The organism is Streptomyces sp. H27-D2, from assembly GCF_035828615.1.
GTDB lineage: Bacteria > Actinomycetota > Actinomycetes > Streptomycetales > Streptomycetaceae > Streptomyces.
The window spans coordinates 56,814-74,479 of the sequence record NZ_JAYMZR010000025.1; the positions used below are offsets into that span (position 1 = coordinate 56,814).

15 protein-coding genes and 2 pseudogenes are annotated in these 17,666 nt (G+C 71.6%); 9 read left to right on the forward strand and 8 right to left on the reverse strand.

Annotated features, from left to right (window positions below):
- The first annotated feature begins 64 nt into the window (after positions 1-64).
- A complete protein-coding gene (locus QMK28_RS12770; RefSeq protein WP_326437224.1) occupies positions 65-3,364 on the forward strand; it encodes a tetratricopeptide repeat protein in 3,300 nt (1,099 codons plus the stop codon).
- A 221-nt stretch (positions 3,365-3,585) separates the two neighbouring features.
- Here the strand turns inward: QMK28_RS12770 and QMK28_RS12775 are convergent, their stop codons facing one another.
- Both QMK28_RS12775 and mca read right to left on the reverse strand, forming a co-directional pair.
- Entirely contained in the window at positions 3,586-3,912 is a 327-nt protein-coding gene (locus tag QMK28_RS12775) for a hypothetical protein (RefSeq protein ID WP_326437240.1), read from the reverse strand.
- 7 nt (positions 3,913-3,919) lie between these two features.
- Entirely contained in the window at positions 3,920-4,792 is an 873-nt protein-coding gene (mca, locus tag QMK28_RS12780; RefSeq protein WP_326437225.1) for a mycothiol conjugate amidase Mca, read from the reverse strand.
- A 116-nt stretch (positions 4,793-4,908) separates the two neighbouring features.
- Here mca and QMK28_RS12785 point away from each other — a divergent pair, with 116 nt between their 5' ends.
- Together QMK28_RS12785 and greA are read left to right on the forward strand one after the other, a co-directional pair.
- Entirely contained in the window at positions 4,909-5,319 is a 411-nt protein-coding gene (locus QMK28_RS12785; protein ID WP_326437226.1) for a DUF4307 domain-containing protein, read from the forward strand.
- A 203-nt stretch (positions 5,320-5,522) separates the two neighbouring features.
- Complete coding sequence (gene greA, locus QMK28_RS12790; RefSeq protein WP_326437227.1) at positions 5,523-6,020, forward strand: transcription elongation factor GreA; 498 nt, start codon at positions 5,523-5,525, stop codon at positions 6,018-6,020.
- A gap of 205 nt (positions 6,021-6,225) precedes the next feature.
- On the opposite strand, the gene QMK28_RS12795 is transcribed toward greA, so the two are convergent.
- The 3 genes and pseudogenes from QMK28_RS12795 to ilvA form a co-directional block, all read right to left on the reverse strand.
- Positions 6,226-7,086 (reverse strand): ABC transporter permease, encoded by an 861-nt coding sequence (locus QMK28_RS12795; RefSeq protein WP_326437228.1) that lies wholly within the window; start codon positions 7,084-7,086, stop codon positions 6,226-6,228.
- Between the two features lie 211 nt (positions 7,087-7,297).
- A pseudogene (locus tag QMK28_RS12800) lies at positions 7,298-8,279 on the reverse strand (ATP-binding cassette domain-containing protein); the annotation flags it as partial.
- 157 nt (positions 8,280-8,436) lie between these two features.
- Complete coding sequence (gene ilvA / locus QMK28_RS12805) at positions 8,437-9,675, reverse strand: threonine ammonia-lyase (protein WP_326437241.1); 1,239 nt, start codon at positions 9,673-9,675, stop codon at positions 8,437-8,439.
- A 532-nt stretch (positions 9,676-10,207) separates the two neighbouring features.
- Here ilvA and QMK28_RS12810 point away from each other — a divergent pair.
- The 3 genes from QMK28_RS12810 to QMK28_RS12820 all read left to right on the forward strand — a co-directional run bounded on the left by QMK28_RS12810 (position 10,208) and on the right by QMK28_RS12820 (position 11,648).
- A complete protein-coding gene (locus QMK28_RS12810; protein ID WP_326437229.1) occupies positions 10,208-10,714 on the forward strand; it encodes a MarR family winged helix-turn-helix transcriptional regulator in 507 nt (168 codons plus the stop codon).
- Between the two features lie 173 nt (positions 10,715-10,887).
- Positions 10,888-11,400, forward strand: a complete 513-nt coding sequence (locus tag QMK28_RS12815) for a sigma factor-like helix-turn-helix DNA-binding protein (RefSeq protein ID WP_326437242.1) — start codon at positions 10,888-10,890, stop codon at positions 11,398-11,400.
- Positions 11,397-11,648 carry a hypothetical protein gene (locus QMK28_RS12820; protein ID WP_326437230.1) on the forward strand — a complete coding sequence of 84 codons (252 nt, stop codon included), beginning with the start codon at positions 11,397-11,399 and terminating at the stop codon, positions 11,646-11,648. Before QMK28_RS12815 ends, QMK28_RS12820 begins: the two co-directional genes overlap by 4 nt.
- 209 nt (positions 11,649-11,857) lie before the next feature.
- Here the strand turns inward: QMK28_RS12820 and QMK28_RS12825 are convergent, their stop codons facing one another.
- Positions 11,858-13,021, reverse strand: coding sequence for a cystathionine gamma-synthase (locus QMK28_RS12825; RefSeq protein WP_326437231.1), 1,164 nt, complete (start codon positions 13,019-13,021; stop codon positions 11,858-11,860).
- An 87-nt stretch (positions 13,022-13,108) separates the two neighbouring features.
- On the opposite strand from QMK28_RS12825, the gene QMK28_RS12830 reads away from it, so the two are divergent.
- From QMK28_RS12830 to msrA, 3 genes are all read left to right on the forward strand, one after another.
- A complete protein-coding gene (locus QMK28_RS12830) occupies positions 13,109-14,305 on the forward strand; it encodes a hypothetical protein (protein ID WP_326437232.1) in 1,197 nt (398 codons plus the stop codon).
- A gap of 144 nt (positions 14,306-14,449) precedes the next feature.
- A complete protein-coding gene (locus QMK28_RS12835) occupies positions 14,450-15,550 on the forward strand; it encodes a hypothetical protein (protein ID WP_326437233.1) in 1,101 nt (366 codons plus the stop codon).
- A gap of 177 nt (positions 15,551-15,727) precedes the next feature.
- Complete coding sequence (gene msrA, locus QMK28_RS12840; RefSeq protein WP_326437234.1) at positions 15,728-16,435, forward strand: peptide-methionine (S)-S-oxide reductase MsrA; 708 nt, start codon at positions 15,728-15,730, stop codon at positions 16,433-16,435.
- A gap of 42 nt (positions 16,436-16,477) precedes the next feature.
- Here the strand turns inward: msrA and QMK28_RS12845 are convergent, their stop codons facing one another.
- Both QMK28_RS12845 and QMK28_RS12850 read right to left on the reverse strand, forming a co-directional pair.
- Positions 16,478-16,948, reverse strand: coding sequence for an NUDIX domain-containing protein (locus tag QMK28_RS12845; RefSeq protein WP_326437235.1), 471 nt, complete (start codon positions 16,946-16,948; stop codon positions 16,478-16,480).
- A 3-nt stretch (positions 16,949-16,951) separates the two neighbouring features.
- A pseudogene (locus QMK28_RS12850) lies at positions 16,952-17,539 on the reverse strand (XRE family transcriptional regulator); the annotation flags it as partial.
- Between the last annotated feature and the right edge of the window lie 127 nt (positions 17,540-17,666).

Genomic DNA, 17,666 nt, shown 5'->3' on the forward strand with positions numbered 1-17,666 from the left:
GCCGGAAAAGGTCCTGAAGCGGAACACTTGCAACACGAAGCGATCGCTGCTGAAGGGGGACCACATGCCGGGCTCACTTGCCGTACTGCGGGACAGCCATCGGGTGGAAGCCGACCGGCTGTTGACGCGCGCTGTCGAGGAGGAGGTACGGCGGACCGGAGGGCGGACGGACGCCGTGGTCCTGCTCGGGCGGGGGCGCGCCGCGCTGGACGGCCTGTCGGCGAGCGCGGCCGAGGAATACAGCGAGTACATAGAGGCGCTGGACGAGGACCAGGCCGGTTACCGCCCACTCGCGGCCCGGTTCTCCCGGAAGGCGATGGCCACTCCCGCGCTGATCACCGCTGTCGCGACGGCCGCCGCCTTCGGCGCGGATCTCGGCTTCGGCACCTCGGTGGGGACGGCGCTGGCAGCCGGGGTGACGGTGCTGGTGGCCGGCGCGGCGGCCACCCTCGTCAAGCTCTCGGCCGGACACTGGCCGGCCGCCCACCGCAGAGCCGGGTTGCGCGGGCAGCCCGGTGGGGCCGAGCAGCTGCGGTTGCAGTGGCTGACGGCGCTGGAGGTGCGCGGAATCCGGCCGTTCCTCGACCAGCAGCGGATGCTGGCCGCCGCCACCCGTACCGGCGCGGCGGCCCCGGCCAGACCGATCGGCGCCGCGCGCGCCGGCACCGGTGGCAAGGCCGGCGACCGCGCCCCGCAGTTGAAGGGCGGCGACCGCAGCGCGGCGGCCCGCCGCCGGACGGTCCTGGAGCAGTCCTTCAGCCATCTGCCGGAGATGGAGGGGCCGTTCGCCGGCCGGCGCGGCCAGATGAGCCAGATCGCCCAGTGGGTGCACCAAGCGCGGGTGAGCACGACGACCCGGCCGACCGTGGTCGTGCTGCACGGCCCGCCGGGCGCCGGCCGTACGACGCTGGCGGTCCGCGCCGCGCACCACCTGCGCGACCAGTTCCGCGGGGCCTGCGTGGTCAACCTGCGCGGCGGCAGCCAGGGCGAGACCCCGCTGCCCACCCGGGACGCCCTGCTGCATCTGCTCAACCGGCTCGGCGCGCCGCGCGATCAACTGCTCTTCCGGGAGCGCCCGGCCCAGGACCAGCATGTGAAGCGGCTGACCGACCTCTACAACCAGCATCTGACCGGGCTGCCGGTCACCGTCGTGCTGGACGACGCCTCGGACGTCGAACAGGTCCGCACGCTGATCCCCGAGCGGTCCGAGAGCCTGGTGCTGGTCACGGCCAGGGAGCCGCTCGAACTGCCCGCTGACCTCCTCGCGTGGGTCCACCAGCTCCCCGTCGGACCGCTCGACGCCCCCGGCGCCGAGGAACTGCTGCACGCGGCGGCCGAGGAGGCCATCGGCCCCTACGACGTCCAGTCCAGCGACGAGATACGGGAGTTGTGCGGCGGGCTGCCGCTGGCGCTGCGGATCGCCGGTTCCTCGCTCGGCCCGCGCACGCCGCGCGCTCTCGCCTCCGGCCTCCGGGCGCTGCCGGACGATGCCGCCGGTCCGCTCGACCCGGTCGAGCGGGCGCTGAGCCTGCGCTACGCGGACCAGCCGGAGAGCGCCCGGCGGCTGCTGCGCCGCCTTGCGCTGGCCGGGCGGGCCAGCCTGGGCGTGGCGGCCGGCGCGGCGCTGCTGGGGGCGAGCGACCAGGAGGCCGCCCGGCACCTCGGCGCGCTCTCCGCGGCCGGCCTCATCGAGCACGTCAGGGGCAACCGCTACCGGCTGCACGACCTGGTCCACGAGTTCGCCCACGCCCGGCTGCTCGAAGAGGAGGAGCCGGGCGAGCGCGGCGCGGCCCAGGAGCGGCTGATCCGCAGCTACGCGGAGCTGGCCGACTCGGTCATCAGGCTCGTCGACGGCAAGACCTCGACCCGCGCCGACCAGTTCGGCTCACACGGCTTCACCTCGCTGGACTCGGCGCTGCGCTGGCTGGACGAGGAGTCCAGCTTCATCACGGCGGCGCTGCGGCACGCCGACGAGGGCGTGGACCAGTCGGCGGTGCTGCATCTGCTGGGCGCGCTCTGCGACTACTGCCTGTTGCGCGGCGACCTCTACCGGCTGGGCGAGCTGAGCGAACTGACCAAGGCGGCCAACCAGGGGCTGCTGGTCCGCTCGGTGCAGTGGCGCACCGGCGTCGCGGCCCGGCAGCTCGGCGAGCTGGACCGGGCGCGTACGACCCTGTCCTCGGTGGTGGACCTCTATTTCGAGGCGCACCACCCGGCGGGCGCCGCCCGCGCGCTGCGCGATCTGGGCATCACTTTGCAGCAGCAGGGCAATCTGCCGGAGGCCGCGGTGAAGCTGCGCGAGGCCCTGGAGTTGCAGGAGACGGACGCGCTGCGCGGCGACCGGGCCTGGACGCTGCACGCGCTGGCCGCAGTGGAGCGGGACCGCTCGCACATAGCCGAGGCCCTGGAGCTGCTGCACATGGCGCTGGAGCTGCACGAGGAGAGCGAGAGTCTGCACGGCCAGGCGTGGGCGCACTTCCAGCTCGGCCAGGTCCGGCTGCGCATGGGTTCGGTGGATCGCGCGGAGGCCGAGTTCGGCGAGGCCCTGGACCGGTACCGGCGCACGCACGACAGCCGTGGCGAGGCGTGGGCGCTGACCCAGCTGGCGCGGGCCAGGCTGGTCGCCGGGGACGCCTCGACGGCCGTGGAGGGCCTGCGGCAGGCGCTGGCCCGGCACCGGGAGAGCGAGGACGCGCGCGGCGAGGCGTGGACGCTCTACTACCTCGGCCAGGCGCTGGAGGAGCACGGCGACGGCGACGGCGACGCGGCGGTGCGCAATCTGGAGCGGGCCCGGACGATGTTCAACCGGATGCGGGACGTCTACGGCCTGGCCTGCGCCCGGCACCACTCGGCCCGGGTCACCCGGAACCAGCGGGCGGTGCAGACCGGCAGCCTGCGCAACAGCGGTTTCGCCCGCCAGCTGCTCATGGACGCCCGGCAGGACTTCCGCAAGGTGGGAGTGGCGCACGGCGAGGCGTGGTCGTGCATCGAGCTGGCCGTGATCGACGCGGGGAACGCGCGCTCGGCGCAGGCGCTGGAGCTGACCGAGGAGGCGGCGCGGCTGTTCGCCGGCTACGGCGACCGGCGCGGCGAGGACTGGGCGCGTTTCCTGCGCTGCACGCTGCTGCCGTTCGCCTCGCCGGGCGGCTCGGTGGTGGGCGTCGCGGTGGCCCAGGAGGAGCTGGCGCAGCTGCTCCGGGAGCCGCATCCGCTGCGGGACTCCAAGCTGGAGGACTGCGCGGAGGCGTACGCCCTGGTGCTGGAGCGCGGCGTCGAGCCGGAGACGGGCTGGCAGGCATGGCGGCTCGGCATGGTCCCGAACCGCCATTCCCGCGAGGTCATGGGGGTGATCGTGAAGCAGTAGCCGGTACGGGCCGGACAGTCCGGGGTGCCGTGGACCACCCGTGATTCCGGGATCGCCGAATCACCCGGCTCGGTCCAGCCCGGCCCAGCTCGAGAGCTCAACGGGCCGCGGTGCCGGTACCGGCTGCGGCACCGACACCGGTGCCGCAGGGCTCCCGGCGCGGCCGGTGCCCCGGAGCCTCGGTCCCTGGCCGCCCGAGGACCACGGCCACCCGAGCAGAGCTAGCTCTGCTTCTTCCCCGACGATCCCTGGGAAGCCGCAGAGCCCGCAGCGGCAGCCGAGGAGCCCGCCGGGCTCGCCGAAGCGGCCGGAGAGGCCGAAGCCGCGGACGCGGCTTCGGCCGCCCCCGCGACAGCGGCCGGCTCCGGCCCTTCCTCGAAGTCGACCTTGCGCATCCGCTGATTCATGCTCTTCATGAGCAGCCAGACCGCGCCGCCCATGACCGCGAACACGATGAACCCGAGAACACCCGGGGTCACCCTGTTGTCGTCCACTTCCTTGGCGAGCGGCAGGAGGTGCGTCATGGCGAGGTAGCTAGTCGCGTTCATCACGACATCAATTGTCGCGGATGCCCGCGAAGAGGTCGTCCTCGGGGAGGGATGTGTCCACGCGGGACTTCGCGAGCTCGTATTCCTCGGTCGGCCAGACCTCCCGCTGGAGGTCCATCGGCACCCGGAACCAGCCGCCGTCCGGGTCGATCTGCGTGGCGTGCGCGACCAGCGCCTTGTCGCGGATCTCGAAGAACTCGTCGCAGGGGACGAAGGTGGTCAGGGTGCGCTCGCGCTGTTCGAACTGCTTCCAGCGCTCCAGCCACTCCCCGTACGGCGAGTCCATGCCCCGGCCGAGCAGCGCCTCGTGCAGGGCGAGCGTCCGCGGCTTGTTGAAGCCCTGGTTGTAATAGAGCTTGAGCGGCTGCCAGGGCTCGCCGGCCTCCGGATACTTCTCCGGGTCGCCGGCCGACTCGAACGCCACCATGGAGATCTTGTGGGTCATGATGTGGTCGGGGTGCGGGTAGCCGCCGTTCTCGTCGTAGGTGGTGATCACCTGCGGCTTGAACTCGCGGATCAGCTTGACCAGCGCGCCCGCCGCCTCATCGACGTCCTGCAACGCGAAGCAGCCCTCGGGCAGCGCCGGCAGCGGGTCGCCCTCCGGCAGGCCGGAGTCGACGAATCCCAGCCACTCCTGCTTGACCCCGAGAATGTCGCGGGCCTCGTCCATCTCCCTGGCGCGTACTTCGTGAATGTGCTCCTCGATATAAGGGTCGCCCTGGAGCTTGGGGTTGAGGATGGAGCCTCGCTCACCACCCGTGCAGGTGGCGACCAGTACGTCCACCCCCTCGGATACGTACTTGGCCATGGTGGCCGCGCCCTTGCTCGACTCGTCGTCGGGGTGGGCGTGCACGGCCATCAGTCGTAGCTGCTCAGTCAAGACTCGATCCTCAGTCAGTGATCTCGGCCCCACTCCTGAGTCGGACAGGGCGCCTTCTATAGTGACCGAAACGGGGGACCGAATAATCCCGAGTCCCCCTTCCAGGAGGAACGATCATGACCGCCTCGCGCGAGGAGCTCCCGGACCAGCGTTACGGCCGCTCCGCGGACGCACGCGCGGACCGGCAGCTCAAGATCATCGGTGCGGCGCTCGGCGCCGTGCTGCTCGCGGGGACCGCCTGGATGGGCATCTCGTACATTTCGGGCCAGGACGTCAGCGGAGAGCTGATCAAATCCAAGGTGGTCTCGGCTCACAAGGTCGAGGCGCATCTGGAAGTCCGCAAAGACTCCGGAACCCAGGGCGTCTGCACGCTGCGCTCACTGTCGGAGGACCACGGCGAGGTCGGCCGGCTGGACGCGAAGATCGACGACCGGGCGGACCGGGTGGACACCGTGGTCACCATCCGCACCACGGCTCGCGCCACCAGCACCGAGCTGATCGGCTGTGAGCCCGCTTCTCGCAGTTGACCTGCGCCGATCCGCTCTGACGCGGTTCGTGCGTTTTCGTACCTCCCCCTTCCCCGCAGGAATTGTTAGGCTCGTGGTTTCGCCCACCCACGGAGGTGCATCTTCTGGGAGGGCGTTGCTGCATTCTCCGGAGGGCGACCCCCGCTCTCCTGAACAAGTACGTACCAGCACCGACTACGTACCAGCACCGACGAGGAGCACCTGTGACCCAGACCAGCGACAACGTCACCTGGCTGACCCAGGAGGCGTACGACCAGCTCAAGGCGGAGCTGGAGTATCTGTCTGGTCCCGCACGCGCCGAGGTCGTCGCCAAGATCGACGAAGCCCGTCAGGAAGGCGATCTCAAGGAGAACGCGGGCTACCACGCGGCGCGGGAGGACCAGGGCAAGCAGGAACTTCGGGTCCGCCAGCTGACCCAGCTGTTGCAGCACGCGAAGGTCGCCGAGACCCCGCCGGACGACGGCGTGGCCGAGCCGGGCATGGTCATCACGATCGCGTTCGACAGCGACCCTGACGACCCCACCACCTTCCTGATGGCATCGCGCGAATACGCGAGTACGAAGATCGACACGTACTCGCCGCAGTCGCCGCTGGGCTCCGCCGTGAACGGCAAGAAGGCAGGCGACAGCGCGTCGTACGAGCTGCCGAACGGCAACCAGGTGTCGGTGAAGATCCTCGACGTCAAGCCCTATCAGGGCTGACCAGGGGACGGTTCGCCCCACGCGGCCGGCCAGACATGATGAAACCCCCGACGCTGTGCGCCGGGGGTTTCATCATGCGCCTCGCAGGGCTGGGCCGCACAGGGCTGGGCCGCACAGGAACACGACTCGCAAGGCTGCCGCCTCGCCGGGCTGAGCTCAGCGGGACTACGTCCCTGCGGGCCGCCCCGGCTGCGGGCCGCCCGGATCAGACCGTCGCCGAGCGGTACTTGCGCACTGCCAGGGTCCGGAAGACCAGGATGATCAGGATCGACCAGGCGAGCGAGGCCAGGATCGGGTGCTCCATCGGCCACGCGTTGGACGGCAGGCCGTCGGGGTTGCCGAACAACTGCCGGCCCGCGAGCACCGTGGCGCTGAACGGGTTCCAGTCCGCGACGTGCTGGAGGAAGGTCGGCATGTTCGCGGTCGGCACGAAGGCGTTCGAGATGAACGTCAACGGGAACAGCCAGATCAGCCCGCCGGAGGTGGCCGCTTCCGGAGTCCGTACGGACAGACCGATCAGCGCGCCGATCCAGGAGAAGGCGTACCCGAGCAGGAGCAGCAGGCCGATGGCCGCGATGGCCTTGGGAATGCCGTTGTGCACCCGCCAGCCGATGATCAGTGCGACGGCGACCAGCACCACGATGGTCAGCGCGGTCTGCACGAGGTCGGCGAGCGTACGGCCGGTGAGCACCGCGCCGCGCGACATGGGCAGCGAGCGGAACCGGTCGATCAGACCCTTGTGCATGTCGTCGGCGATGCCCGCGCCGGCCCCCGCCGTGGCGAAGGTGACGGTCTGCGCGAAGATGCCCGCCATCAGATATTCGCGGTAGATGGCCGGGTCGTTGCCCTGCTCGCCGGGGACCGGGATCGCGCCGCCGAAGACGTAGGCGAACAGCACGACGAACATGATCGGCTGGATCAGTCCGAAGATCACCATCTCCGGGATGCGCATCATCCTGATCAGGTTGCGCTTGGCGACGACCAGCGAGTCGTGGACCGACTGGCCGATGCCGCCGCGCGGCACCGGGGACACGGCCCTGGGGGCGGTGTCGGTTGCGGCGCTCACTTGGAGACCTCCTTGGTGTCTGCGGTGGCCGTGTCTGCGGTGGCCGTGTCTGCGGTGACGGCTGCTGCGGTGGCCGTGCCTGCGGTGACGGCTGCTGCGGCCGGCTTGGACTTCTTGCCCTTGCCCTCGCCTTTGCCGTCCGGCGGGCCGTCCGGCGGGCCGTCCGGCGGGCCGTCCGGCGGGCCGTCCGGCGGGCCGTCCGGCGGGCCGTCCGGCGGGCCGTCCGCGTCGGCGACGCCGTTGGTCTCTTCCAACTCGGCCACGTGGCCGGTGAGCGAGATGAAGACGTCGTCCAGAGTCGGGCGGCGCAGCCCGATGTCGTCGATCTCCACGCCCCGCCCGTCCAGTTCACGGATCACTTCGGCCAGCAGCTTCGCGCCGCCGGTGACCGGGACGGTGATCTTTCGGGTGTGCTGCTCGATGGCCGCCTCGCCGGTGCCGAACCTGCGCAGCACCTCGGCGGTGGGCTCGATGTGCTCGCGCTCGTGCACGACGACCTCGACGCGCTCGCCCCCGGTCCGCGCCTTGAGCTGGTCGGAGGTGCCGCGGGCGATGACCTTGCCGTGGTCGATCACCGCGATGTCGTGCGCGAGGTGGTCGGCCTCCTCCAGGTACTGGGTGGTGAGCAGCAGGGTCGTGCCGCCGGCCACCAGCTCCCGGATGACCTCCCACAGTTGCTGCCGGTTGCGCGGGTCGAGGCCGGTGGTCGGCTCGTCCATGAACATCACGGGCGGGCTGACGACCAGGGCGGCCGCGAGGTCGAGCCGGCGCCGCATGCCGCCGGAGTAGGTCTTGGCGGGCCGGTCGGCCGCGTCGGTGAGGTTGAAGCGCTCCAGCAGCTCGACTCCGCGGCGCTTCGCGTCGCGCGCGCTCATCTGGTAGAGCTGGCCGACCATCTGGAGGTTCTCGCGGCCGGTGAGGTACTCGTCGACGGCGGCGAACTGGCCGGAGAGGCCGATGCTGCGGCGGACTTCGTTGGGCTTCTTGAGTACGTCGATCCCCGCCACGAACGCTTTGCCGCTGTCCGGCTGGAGCAGGGTGGTGAGGACGCGCACGGCGGTGGTCTTGCCGGCCCCGTTCGGGCCGAGCAGTCCCAGCACGGTGCCTTCGGGCACGTCGAGATCGACGCCGTCCAAAGCCCGCACGTCACCGAAGGTCTTCACCAGACCTTCGGCGTAAATGGCGCCTGGCATAGAGATTCCCCCAGGGTATTGGATCAGGTATGTGCCGATGAAGCAGTAAATTCTACGTTCGCCGGACCTGCCCCGACCTACGGGCATATGTCCGACATAAGGCTGCCGTGAAGTGAAGCAGCGGAGCCAGAGCTTGCCTCAGACGCGATATGTCGCGTCAAGGAATCGCGATATACCCGGCCTCACGGAGGGCGTCCCGCACCTCCGCGCAGTGCTCCGGCCCCTTCGTCTCCAACTGCAACTCCACCTCCACCTCCGTGAGCCCGAGCCGCGGATCGGTCCGAACGTGGCTCACGTCGAGCACGTTAGTGTCGAGCACTGACAACACCCCGAGAAGCGTGGCCAACGCTCCGGGACGGTCCGTCAACCGCAACCGCAGCGACAAATACCGCCCCGCGGCGGCCATTCCATGCCGCAGGATGCGCTGCATCAGCAGCGGATCCACGTTCCCGCCCGACAACACCGCGACCACCGGCCCCTCGAAGCCGCCCGGGTCGGACATCAGCGCGGCCACCGGGCTCGCGCCCGCCGGCTCCACGACCATCTTCGCCCGCTCCAGGCACAGCAGCAGAGCGCCCGCGAGCTCGTCCTCGGAAACCGTACGCACTTCGTCCACCAGATCGCCAACGATTTCGAACGGGACGTCGCCGGGCCGCCCGACCTTGATGCCGTCGGCCATCGTCGACACACCGTCCAGCGCCACCGGCCGCCCCGCCGCCAGCGAGGCCGGATACGCGGCGGCGCCCGCCGCCTGCACGCCCACCACCCGCACGTCCGGCCGCAGCCCCTTCACCGCCACCGCGATGCCGGCCGCCAGCCCGCCGCCGCCCATCCCGACCACGATCGTCCGCACCTCGGGGCACTGCTCCAGGATCTCCAGACCCACCGTGCCCTGCCCGGCGACCACGTCCGGGTGGTCGAAGGGGTGGATCAACACCGCGCCGGTCCGCCGGGCGTGCTCCTGCGCCGCCTCCAGCGTCTCGTCCACGACCTGGCCGTGCATCCGCACCTCGGCCCCGTACTCGCGGGTCGCCGCGATCTTCGGCAGCGGTGCGCCCTCCGGCATGAAGACCGTCGAGCGGACTCCGAGCAGGGTCGCGGCGAACGCGACGCCCTGCGCGTGGTTCCCGGCGCTGGCCGCGACCACACCCGCCGCCCGCTCCTCCGCCGACAGCCCGGCGATCCGCACGAACGCGCCGCGCACCTTGAAGGACCCGGTGCGCTGGAGGTTCTCGCACTTCAGCAGCACGGGCGAGCCGACCAGACCCGACAGATAGCGGCTGCCTTCCAGCGCGGTGCAGCGGGAGACCCCCGAGAGCGTCTTCTGCGCGGTGCGCACGTCGTCAACGGTGATGCGGGTGGGATGGGCGGGGTCGGACGGGTCGGACGGGTCGATTCGGCCGGACGGGCTGGAAGCGCCGGAACCGGATGAGCCGGATGAGCCGGACGGGCTGGACGCACCGGACAGATCCGGCACAGCTATCGCATCCGGCGTATCTATCCGATCTGTCCGGTCTGTCCGACGCACCCCTGCCCGGTCTAGCCGGTCTGTCCGGTCCGTCCGAGGCGTCCGATCGGCGGGGCCGGAGGGCGCGGGGTCAGAGGGCCGGGGATCGGAGGGCGGGGCGGGCGTGTGGTCGACCATGTCGTCAAGTCTTGCAGTTTCCCTCTCAAGGGGCGCTCGGAGCCGGGGTGAGGCTCGTGGTGCGGCCGAGGTCAGGCCCCGCGGCGGGCTCCCGGACCCCCGCGGGCTCAGGGCCAGGCCGGGACCGGCCCGCGCGGCGGGGCCCGATCCGGGCGCGGATGCCCGTTCGGGCCCCGGAAAGTCCGATCAGGCAGCGGTTTGGGCAGCGCAGGTACGGCCAGGGTCCGGGCCGCGTACTCTGTCCCCCATCCTGACGACCACCCCCATGAAGTGAGCCACGGCCATGCCCACCTCTTCGGACATGACGACTGACCCCAACGCCGGACTCCTCGACGCGCTGCAGCACCAAGTGGCCGTCTTCGCCCGCCGCGCCGAACAGACCCGCCTCGGCGGCGTCGGCCAGGTCCGCAACTCGATGGACCGAGCGGCCTACCTGCTGCTCAACCGACTCGACAAAGAAGGCCCGATGGGCGTCAAAGCGCTCGCGGCGGGCATGGGCATCGACTCCTCGACCGTCACCCGCCAAGTCGCGCCGCTCGTCGACACCGGCCTGGTCAAGCGCGCCTCGCACCCCGAGGACGGGCGCGCGGTGGTGCTCCAGCTGTCGCCCCGCGGGCAGGCGCGCCTGGAGGAAGTACGGTCCTCCCGCCGCGAGCTGATGGCCCTGGTCACCGACGACTGGACGCCGGAGGAGCGCGACGCGTTCTGCTCCCTGCTCACCCGCTTCAACCTGGCGCTCTCCGGCCTGCACAGCACCACGACGCCGACGGCGCTGCCGAACGACTCCTGACGTACGCGGACTGCCCGTGACGAACGCGGTCGGGCGGCCCGCGGAGCGAGCCTGACGCGGACCCGCCCCGGCCCCGGCGCGAACCCCGACCCGAACCCCGGCGCGGGCCTTGACGTGACGCACACCACTGTCGTGGGATGGGAGCCGGACAGGCCGTCGGGCCGGGAGGCGCGGTGCGAGAGCGGCGGGCAGCGCAAGAACGCCGTCGGGCCCGGGAGTTCGCAGCATTCGTCGCGGGCGCGGCAGGCAGACTCCTGCACGCCGCCGCACTCCTCACCGGCGAGCCGCCGGGCCTGCCAGGCGCTCCCCCGGCAGCCGCCGAACGCCTCCTCACCGCCGCCCTGGCCCGTACGTACGCCTGCTGGGACCGGCTGCACGGCGAGGACCCGTACGACCGCGCCAGGCGGGAACTCGTCGCCCACTTCGCGCACACCGCCTGGCACTACCGGCATGCGGCCGGCGGCGCCCTCGACCGGCTCAGCCCGCAGGAACGCCTGGTCCTGGTGCTGCGGCTGTGCGAAGGGGTGGCCGAGGAGCAGGCGGCGGCCCAACTCGGCCTGCCCGTAGAGCGGGTGCGGGCGCTGTGCACCCGCTCGGTCGCGGCGATGCGCAGCCGGCCGCCGGCCGCGACGCGGGTGCCCGCGCCGCTCGCGCAGTCGCCCGATTCGACGGAGGCCACCTCGTGACGCTCCCCGACCGCAAGGAGGACGAGGTCCGCCGGATGCTCGACGGGCCGCATCCGCCCGTACCGCCGGAGCTGGCACAGCGGGCCACCGAGCGGGGCCGCCGGATGGCGCGCCGCCGCCGGGTGGCCCGGATCGTACTGTGGCTGCTGCTCACGGCCGCCTTGACGGCCCTCGCCCTGTGGGCGGCGACGGACCAGCCCTGGCTACCGCCCCCCGCGGACACGACGCCACCGCTGGAGGGCTGGTAGCCGGCCCGCAGGCCGGCACTGTCGCGCTGGCAGCGCGGTGACCGTAGTGGTTGACCGGGCCCGCCCGGGGGCGGTGTCCTCAATCTCCCCCAGACTTCGTCCGGGGGAGCCCCCAACGGGCTGAATTCAGCCCGTCCGGCGATTGAGGACGACGGTGCGACCCGAAGGGCGCGTAACCCAGGCGGCACCTGAACCCTGCCCGCCAAGGCTCAGCGCCCCAGCGCCCCCGTGAGGTCCGTCAGCAGGTCGTCGATCGACTCGATGCCCACCGACAGCCGGACGAGATCCGCCGGGACCTCCAGGGCCGAGCCCGCCACCGAGGCGTGCGTCATCCGGCCCGGGTGCTCGATCAGCGACTCGACGCCGCCCAGGGACTCGCCGAGGGTGAACAGCTCGGTGCGGTCGCAGACGTCGACCGCCGCCTGCTCGCCGCCCACGACGCGGAAGGAGACCATGCCGCCGAAGGCGCGCATCTGCTTGGCGGCCACCTCGTGGCCCGCGTGCTCGGGACGGCCCGGGTAGAAGACCTCGGCCACCTTGGGGTGCGAGGCGAGCAGTTCGGCCACCCGGGTGGCGTTCTCGCTGTGCCGGTCCATGCGGACGGCGAGCGTCTTGATGCCGCGCATCACCAGCCAGGCGTCGAACGGCCCGGCGATGGCGCCCATCGCGTTCTGGTGGTAGGCGAGCTCCTCGCCCAGCGTGTCGTCTCCGACGACGAGCGCGCCGCCGACGACGTCCGAGTGCCCGCCCATGTACTTGGTCGTGGAGTGCACGACGACGTCCGCGCCCAGGGCGAGCGGCTGCTGAAGGTAGGGGCTGGCGAAGGTGTTGTCGACGACGAGGCGGACCCCGGCGGTGCGCGCGATGTCGGCGAGGGCGGCGATGTCCGAGATGCCCAGGAGCGGGTTCGACGGGGTCTCGACCCAGATCGCCTTGGTACGGGGACGCAGCGCGGCCCGCACCGCGGCCGGGTCGGAGGTGTCGGCGACCGACCATTCGACGCCCCAGCGCGACACGACCTTGTCGAACAGGCGGAAGGTGCCGCCGTAGGCGTCGTTCGGGATCACGACATGGTCGCCGGGCGCCAGGAGCGTACGCAGCAGGCAGTCCTCCGCTGCCAGACCGGACGCGAACGCCAGGCCGCGACGGCCGCCTTCCAGGGCCGCGAGGTTGTGCTCCAGGGCGGTACGGGTCGGATTGGCGGAGCGGCTGTACTCGTAGCCGCCGCGCAGGCCGCCGACGCCGTCCTGCTTGTAGGTCGATACTTGATAGATCGGGGGCACGACGGCCCCCGTCGCCGGATCGGGTTCCTGGCCCGCGTGGATGGCGAGAGTCTCGAAGTGCTGGCTGGGCTGCGCGTGCTGGTCACTCATGCCGTCGAGCGTAATGCGCCGGGTGGGGTCCGCGCGGCGGACGCATATGATCCGCCGGGATCGGTTTTCTGTCCCATGGGGGCTCTTATGGCACGACTTCTGCCACTCATCGTCATAGCGGTCTGCGTCTACATGTACTTCAGGGCGAAGCGGAACCGCGTCCTTCCGGTGCTGAGCGCCGGGGCGCCCCGGCGCACCGGCGCACTGGACGGCCTGGTCCCGAGGGCGGAGCTGAACACCGCCGTCGCGGCCCCCGACCCCGCCCTGCAACTGGCCCTCACGGCGGTCGGCGACGGCGACTGGCAGCCGGCCGCACGGCTCCTCGCCGGGACCGGCGACGACTGGGAGCGGCGCGCGGCGCGGGCGTACGGGCTGGGGGACGCGGCGGGGCGGGCGATGGCGGCGGCGGAGAGCCCGCCCACCGCTCCGGGCGCTCTCACCGCTCCCGGCGACACCCCGACCGATCCTTCCTCACCCCCGGAGACCTCGCCCTCGAAGACCTCGCCCCCGGAGCCCCCCGGCTGGTCCGCCGCCTGGCAGCGGGCCCGCCCCGACGACCCGGACGCCGCCCTGGTGCACGCCAGGGCCCTGGTCAGCCGGGCCTGGGAGCTGCGCGGGGCACAGCGCGCCCGTGACACCAGCACCGAGCAGTTCGCGGAGTTCCGCGCGGGCCTGCGCGAGTCCCTCCCGGCCATCGCCCGCGCCGAGGAGCTCAGCGCGGCGGACCCGTCCCCGTACGTCGCCGAGATCTGGACGATGATCGGGCTCGGCAGCCCGCACGAGGAGATGCGGGCGCTCTGGGCCAAGATCACCGAGCGCGCTCCGCACCACTACGAGGCGCATTACAGCGCGCTCCAGTACTGGTGCGCGAAGTGGCAGGGCTCGGCCGAGCTGGCCGCCGCGTTCGCGGCCGACGCGGCGGCCGGCGCCCCGCGCGGCGCGCTGCTCAGCGCACTGCCGCTCATCAGCTTCTACGAGCACGAGCGGGACAACCAGCGGCCTCGCCCGTACCGCAAGCAGCCGGTGACCGCGATGGTCGACGCGGCGCTGGCGGACGTCGCCGCCGCCCCCTCGGACCACCCGCGGCTGGCCGAGGTGCGGCACCTGCTGGCCTGGTTCCTGCTCCAGCAGAAGCGGTACGCGGCCTCGGCGGAGCAGTTCCGGCTGGTGGACGGCTATGTGAACGCGCTGCCGTGGCGCTATTCGTCCGACCCCGCGAAGCTCTACTCCGCGTCCCGCGACGCGGCCGTGCTCCAGGCCAGGCACCAACGCGGGCACTCCTGAGTTGTAGGGATAGTTGTAGGGATACGGATGCGGGGACGAGCGGGGACAATGGAACGGAAGCCCCGGCCCGTCCGCTGGCCGGCCACCGGCCCAGCTCCCGCACCACCGCACCCGCCCGGCCCACCACTCCTAACGGGACACGTCATGGAACCACTGCTCATCCTGCTCGGCCTGGCCGCGATCACCGGTGTCCTCGTCGTACCGGCCGTGCTGCGGATGCGCGCCGGACAGCGTGCCCGCCAGGGGGTGCTGCGCGCCGACGACCCCGACCAGTACGGCTTCGTGCCGGCCGGAGAGCTGGACGTGCGGCTGCCCGGCCCCGACCGGGAACTGCTGGACGCGCTGGAGGAGATCCAGCGCGGTGCGGGCTGGCGGCCGGCCGCGCAGCTGCTCGCGTTCACCGGCGACGACTGGGAGCTGCGCTGGCAGCGGGTGCAGACGCTGGCCGGCGCGGCCGCGATGGAGCTGGCCCAGTCGCCGGACCGGACCGGCGGCATCTGGCTGCGCAGCTGGCGCGCCGAGGCCCCCAAGGACCCGGGCGGCGCGGAGGTGCACGCGGAGTTCCTGGTGCTCCAGGCGCTGGCGGACCGCGGCTCGGACGACTTCCGGATCATCCTGGAGGAGGCGCGCACGGTCTGCGGCCAGGCCGCGCTGCTCGCCCCGGGCGACCCCGTCCCGTACATCACCGAGCTGGCCGTGGCCCGCGGCCTCGGCTACCGCGAGGCCGACTTCCAGGCGCTCTGGGCGACGGTCACACACCGTGCCCCCGCGCACATGGGGGCTCATCTGGAAGCGCTGCACTTCTGCTGCGAGAAGTGGCACGGCTCCAAGGACCTCGCCGACAACTTCACCCACGGCGCGGCGGCCGACGCGCCCAAGGGCAGCCTGCTGCCGGCGCTGCCGCTGTTCGCGGTGTTCGAGCACCTCCCCGAGGTGAACGTGGTGCGCGGCCTCTACCAGAGCGCGGTGATCACCCGCGCGATCGAAGGCGCCCTCTTCGCCGCCCGCGAGGCCCCCGCCGACCACCCGATGCTGCCGCACGTCCGGCACCTGCTGGTGTGGTTCCTGGTCAGGGCGGAGCGCTACGCCGAGGCGCTGGAGCAGTTGCAGCACGTGGACGGGCACGTCGGCGCGGTGCCGTGGTCGTACGGCCCGAACCCGGCGGCGGAGTACGCGACGTACCGGGCGCTGGCCATCGCGGGCTGGGAAGGCCGCGGCGGGGACCGGGCGGCGCAGCGGCGCTGAGCCGTCGCGCTGAGCGGGCGGGCGCCCGCACGGAATTCCTCACTCGCCCTCGCGCGTTGTGCTGTGCGGAGGCGTGAAAGCACCGCGAGGACCGCGAAGTCCTCCACCATGCCGAAGCGCAGAGCCGCCCGAAAGCCGCAACCCGCCCGTCCCGCCCGTCCTGAGCTGGAGCCCGCCATGCTGTTCGACCGCCAAAACAAGCACCTCCCCTCCGCGGCGGAGGCACTCCCGGGCCGCCCGGAACCGGAATTCACGGTCCCGTCCCGGCACACTGTCCTGGGCAACCCGCTCGAAGGCCCGTACCCCGACGGCCTGGAGATCGCGGACTTCGGCCTGGGCTGCTTCTGGGGCGCCGAGCGCAAGTTCTGGCAGGCCCCGGGTGTCTGGACGACCCTGGCCGGCTACCAGGGCGGCCACACCGTGAACCCGGCCTACGAGGAGGTCTGCAGCGGCCTGACCGGCCACACCGAGGCCGTACGCGTCGTCTTCGACCCGGCCGTCACCTCGTACGGCGCGCTCCTGAAGCTCTTCTGGGAGTCCCACAACCCGACCCAGGGCTTCCGCCAGGGCAACGACGTGGGCACCCAGTACCGCTCAGCGATCTACACCCACTCCCCCGAACAACAAGCCGGCGCCGAAGCCTCCCGCGACGCCTTCCAGCCGATCCTGGACCAGGCCCGCTACGGCGCGATCACCACGGAGATCCTCCCGGCGGCGGACCTGCCGTTCTATCCGGCGGAAGCACATCACCAGCAATACCTGGACAAGAACCCGTCGGGCTACTGCGGCATCGGCGGCACGGGCGCGACGCTGAGCGAGCCGTCGGAGACGAACTGGGGGCGGTCCTGCCCGACGGGGATCGCCTCGGCGCCGCCTGAGGGCTGACGTCGCCGAAGGGGTGCGACGGGCGGCCCGGCCGCCTGCGCATCAGCCGAGGTACGGATGGCTGCGCTGCTCCAAGAAGTGGTCGATCCTGAGTCGCTGCGTGTGGTGCATGGGGAGCGTGATCAGCTCTTCCGCGCGGACGAATCGCAGCTCCGTCGACTCTTCGGAGATCGCCAGTTCGCCGCCGATGACGCGTGCGGTGAAGCAGACGTTGAACTGACGGCGTACCTCGCCGTCCGTGTACGCGATGACGTGGCGAGGGTCGGTGTAGGTACCGACGAGACCAGTGATCTCGATATCAAGGCCCGTCTCTTCCTTCACTTCACGCACAGCCGTGCCGGGCAGCGACTCGGCCATCCCCATGCCGCCGCCGGGCAGCGCCCAGAGATCGTTGTCCCGCCTGCGCTGGAGCAGTATGCGGTCGGTCTCGTCGGTCACTACGGCCGAAGCGGCGACGACCAGGCTGTTGGGCTCGGGGGCGTCGGGGTCGTCGTAGTACTCCGTTCGGGACATGGGTCACTCCTCCTGCACCGGCGTCGCCGTCGTCCATGCCGCGTCGAAGCTCTGAACGTAGGTGTCGAACATGCCACCGCTGCCGTTGCGGCGCAGGTGCCACATAGGGGCCGCGAAAGCGTTCACTCCCCATAGGTGCGCGTTGGCCAGGAGCTGGTCGTCGGCGCGGTAGACGGAGTTGTAGAGCGTCGTCCCGTGGGTGCGAATCTCGATGCCGTCCACCCCTAGCAGAGGCCGATAGTGCAACAGGGCCAGTCGGCATCGCGATTCGATACCGTGGCCGAACTTCTCCTCCTGGCCTCGCTGCCGGACGTTGTCACTGTCGGCGTCGCCCAGAGCGATGCGCACGGAACAGCCTTCGGCGGCTCGCTCGCGAAGGAGATCATTGAAGCGGGGATAGGCCTCGTGCAGGAAGACGGCCGCGTAGACCAATACGTCGATGCACTCACGCGCCTCGCCAAGCATGTCTGTGAAAGCGGACACCGGGACGTCTGCCCGCTGGTCGTAGAGAGCCACGAGTTCGGGGCTGACCGCACGTGCGGTGCGCACCTGGCGGAGAGCGGGCCACAGTGCGTGCACGTCTGCTCCTAACCTCGCGCTTTCATGAGCGTGCTCGTCCATGCCTTGATCAAATAAGCGGAGAGTGCCTCTGACCTGCAACGATGGGACTTGTCTAGGGTCCTGTTGGCTGCACAGAAAGAAGCACTCTCCAGGTGAG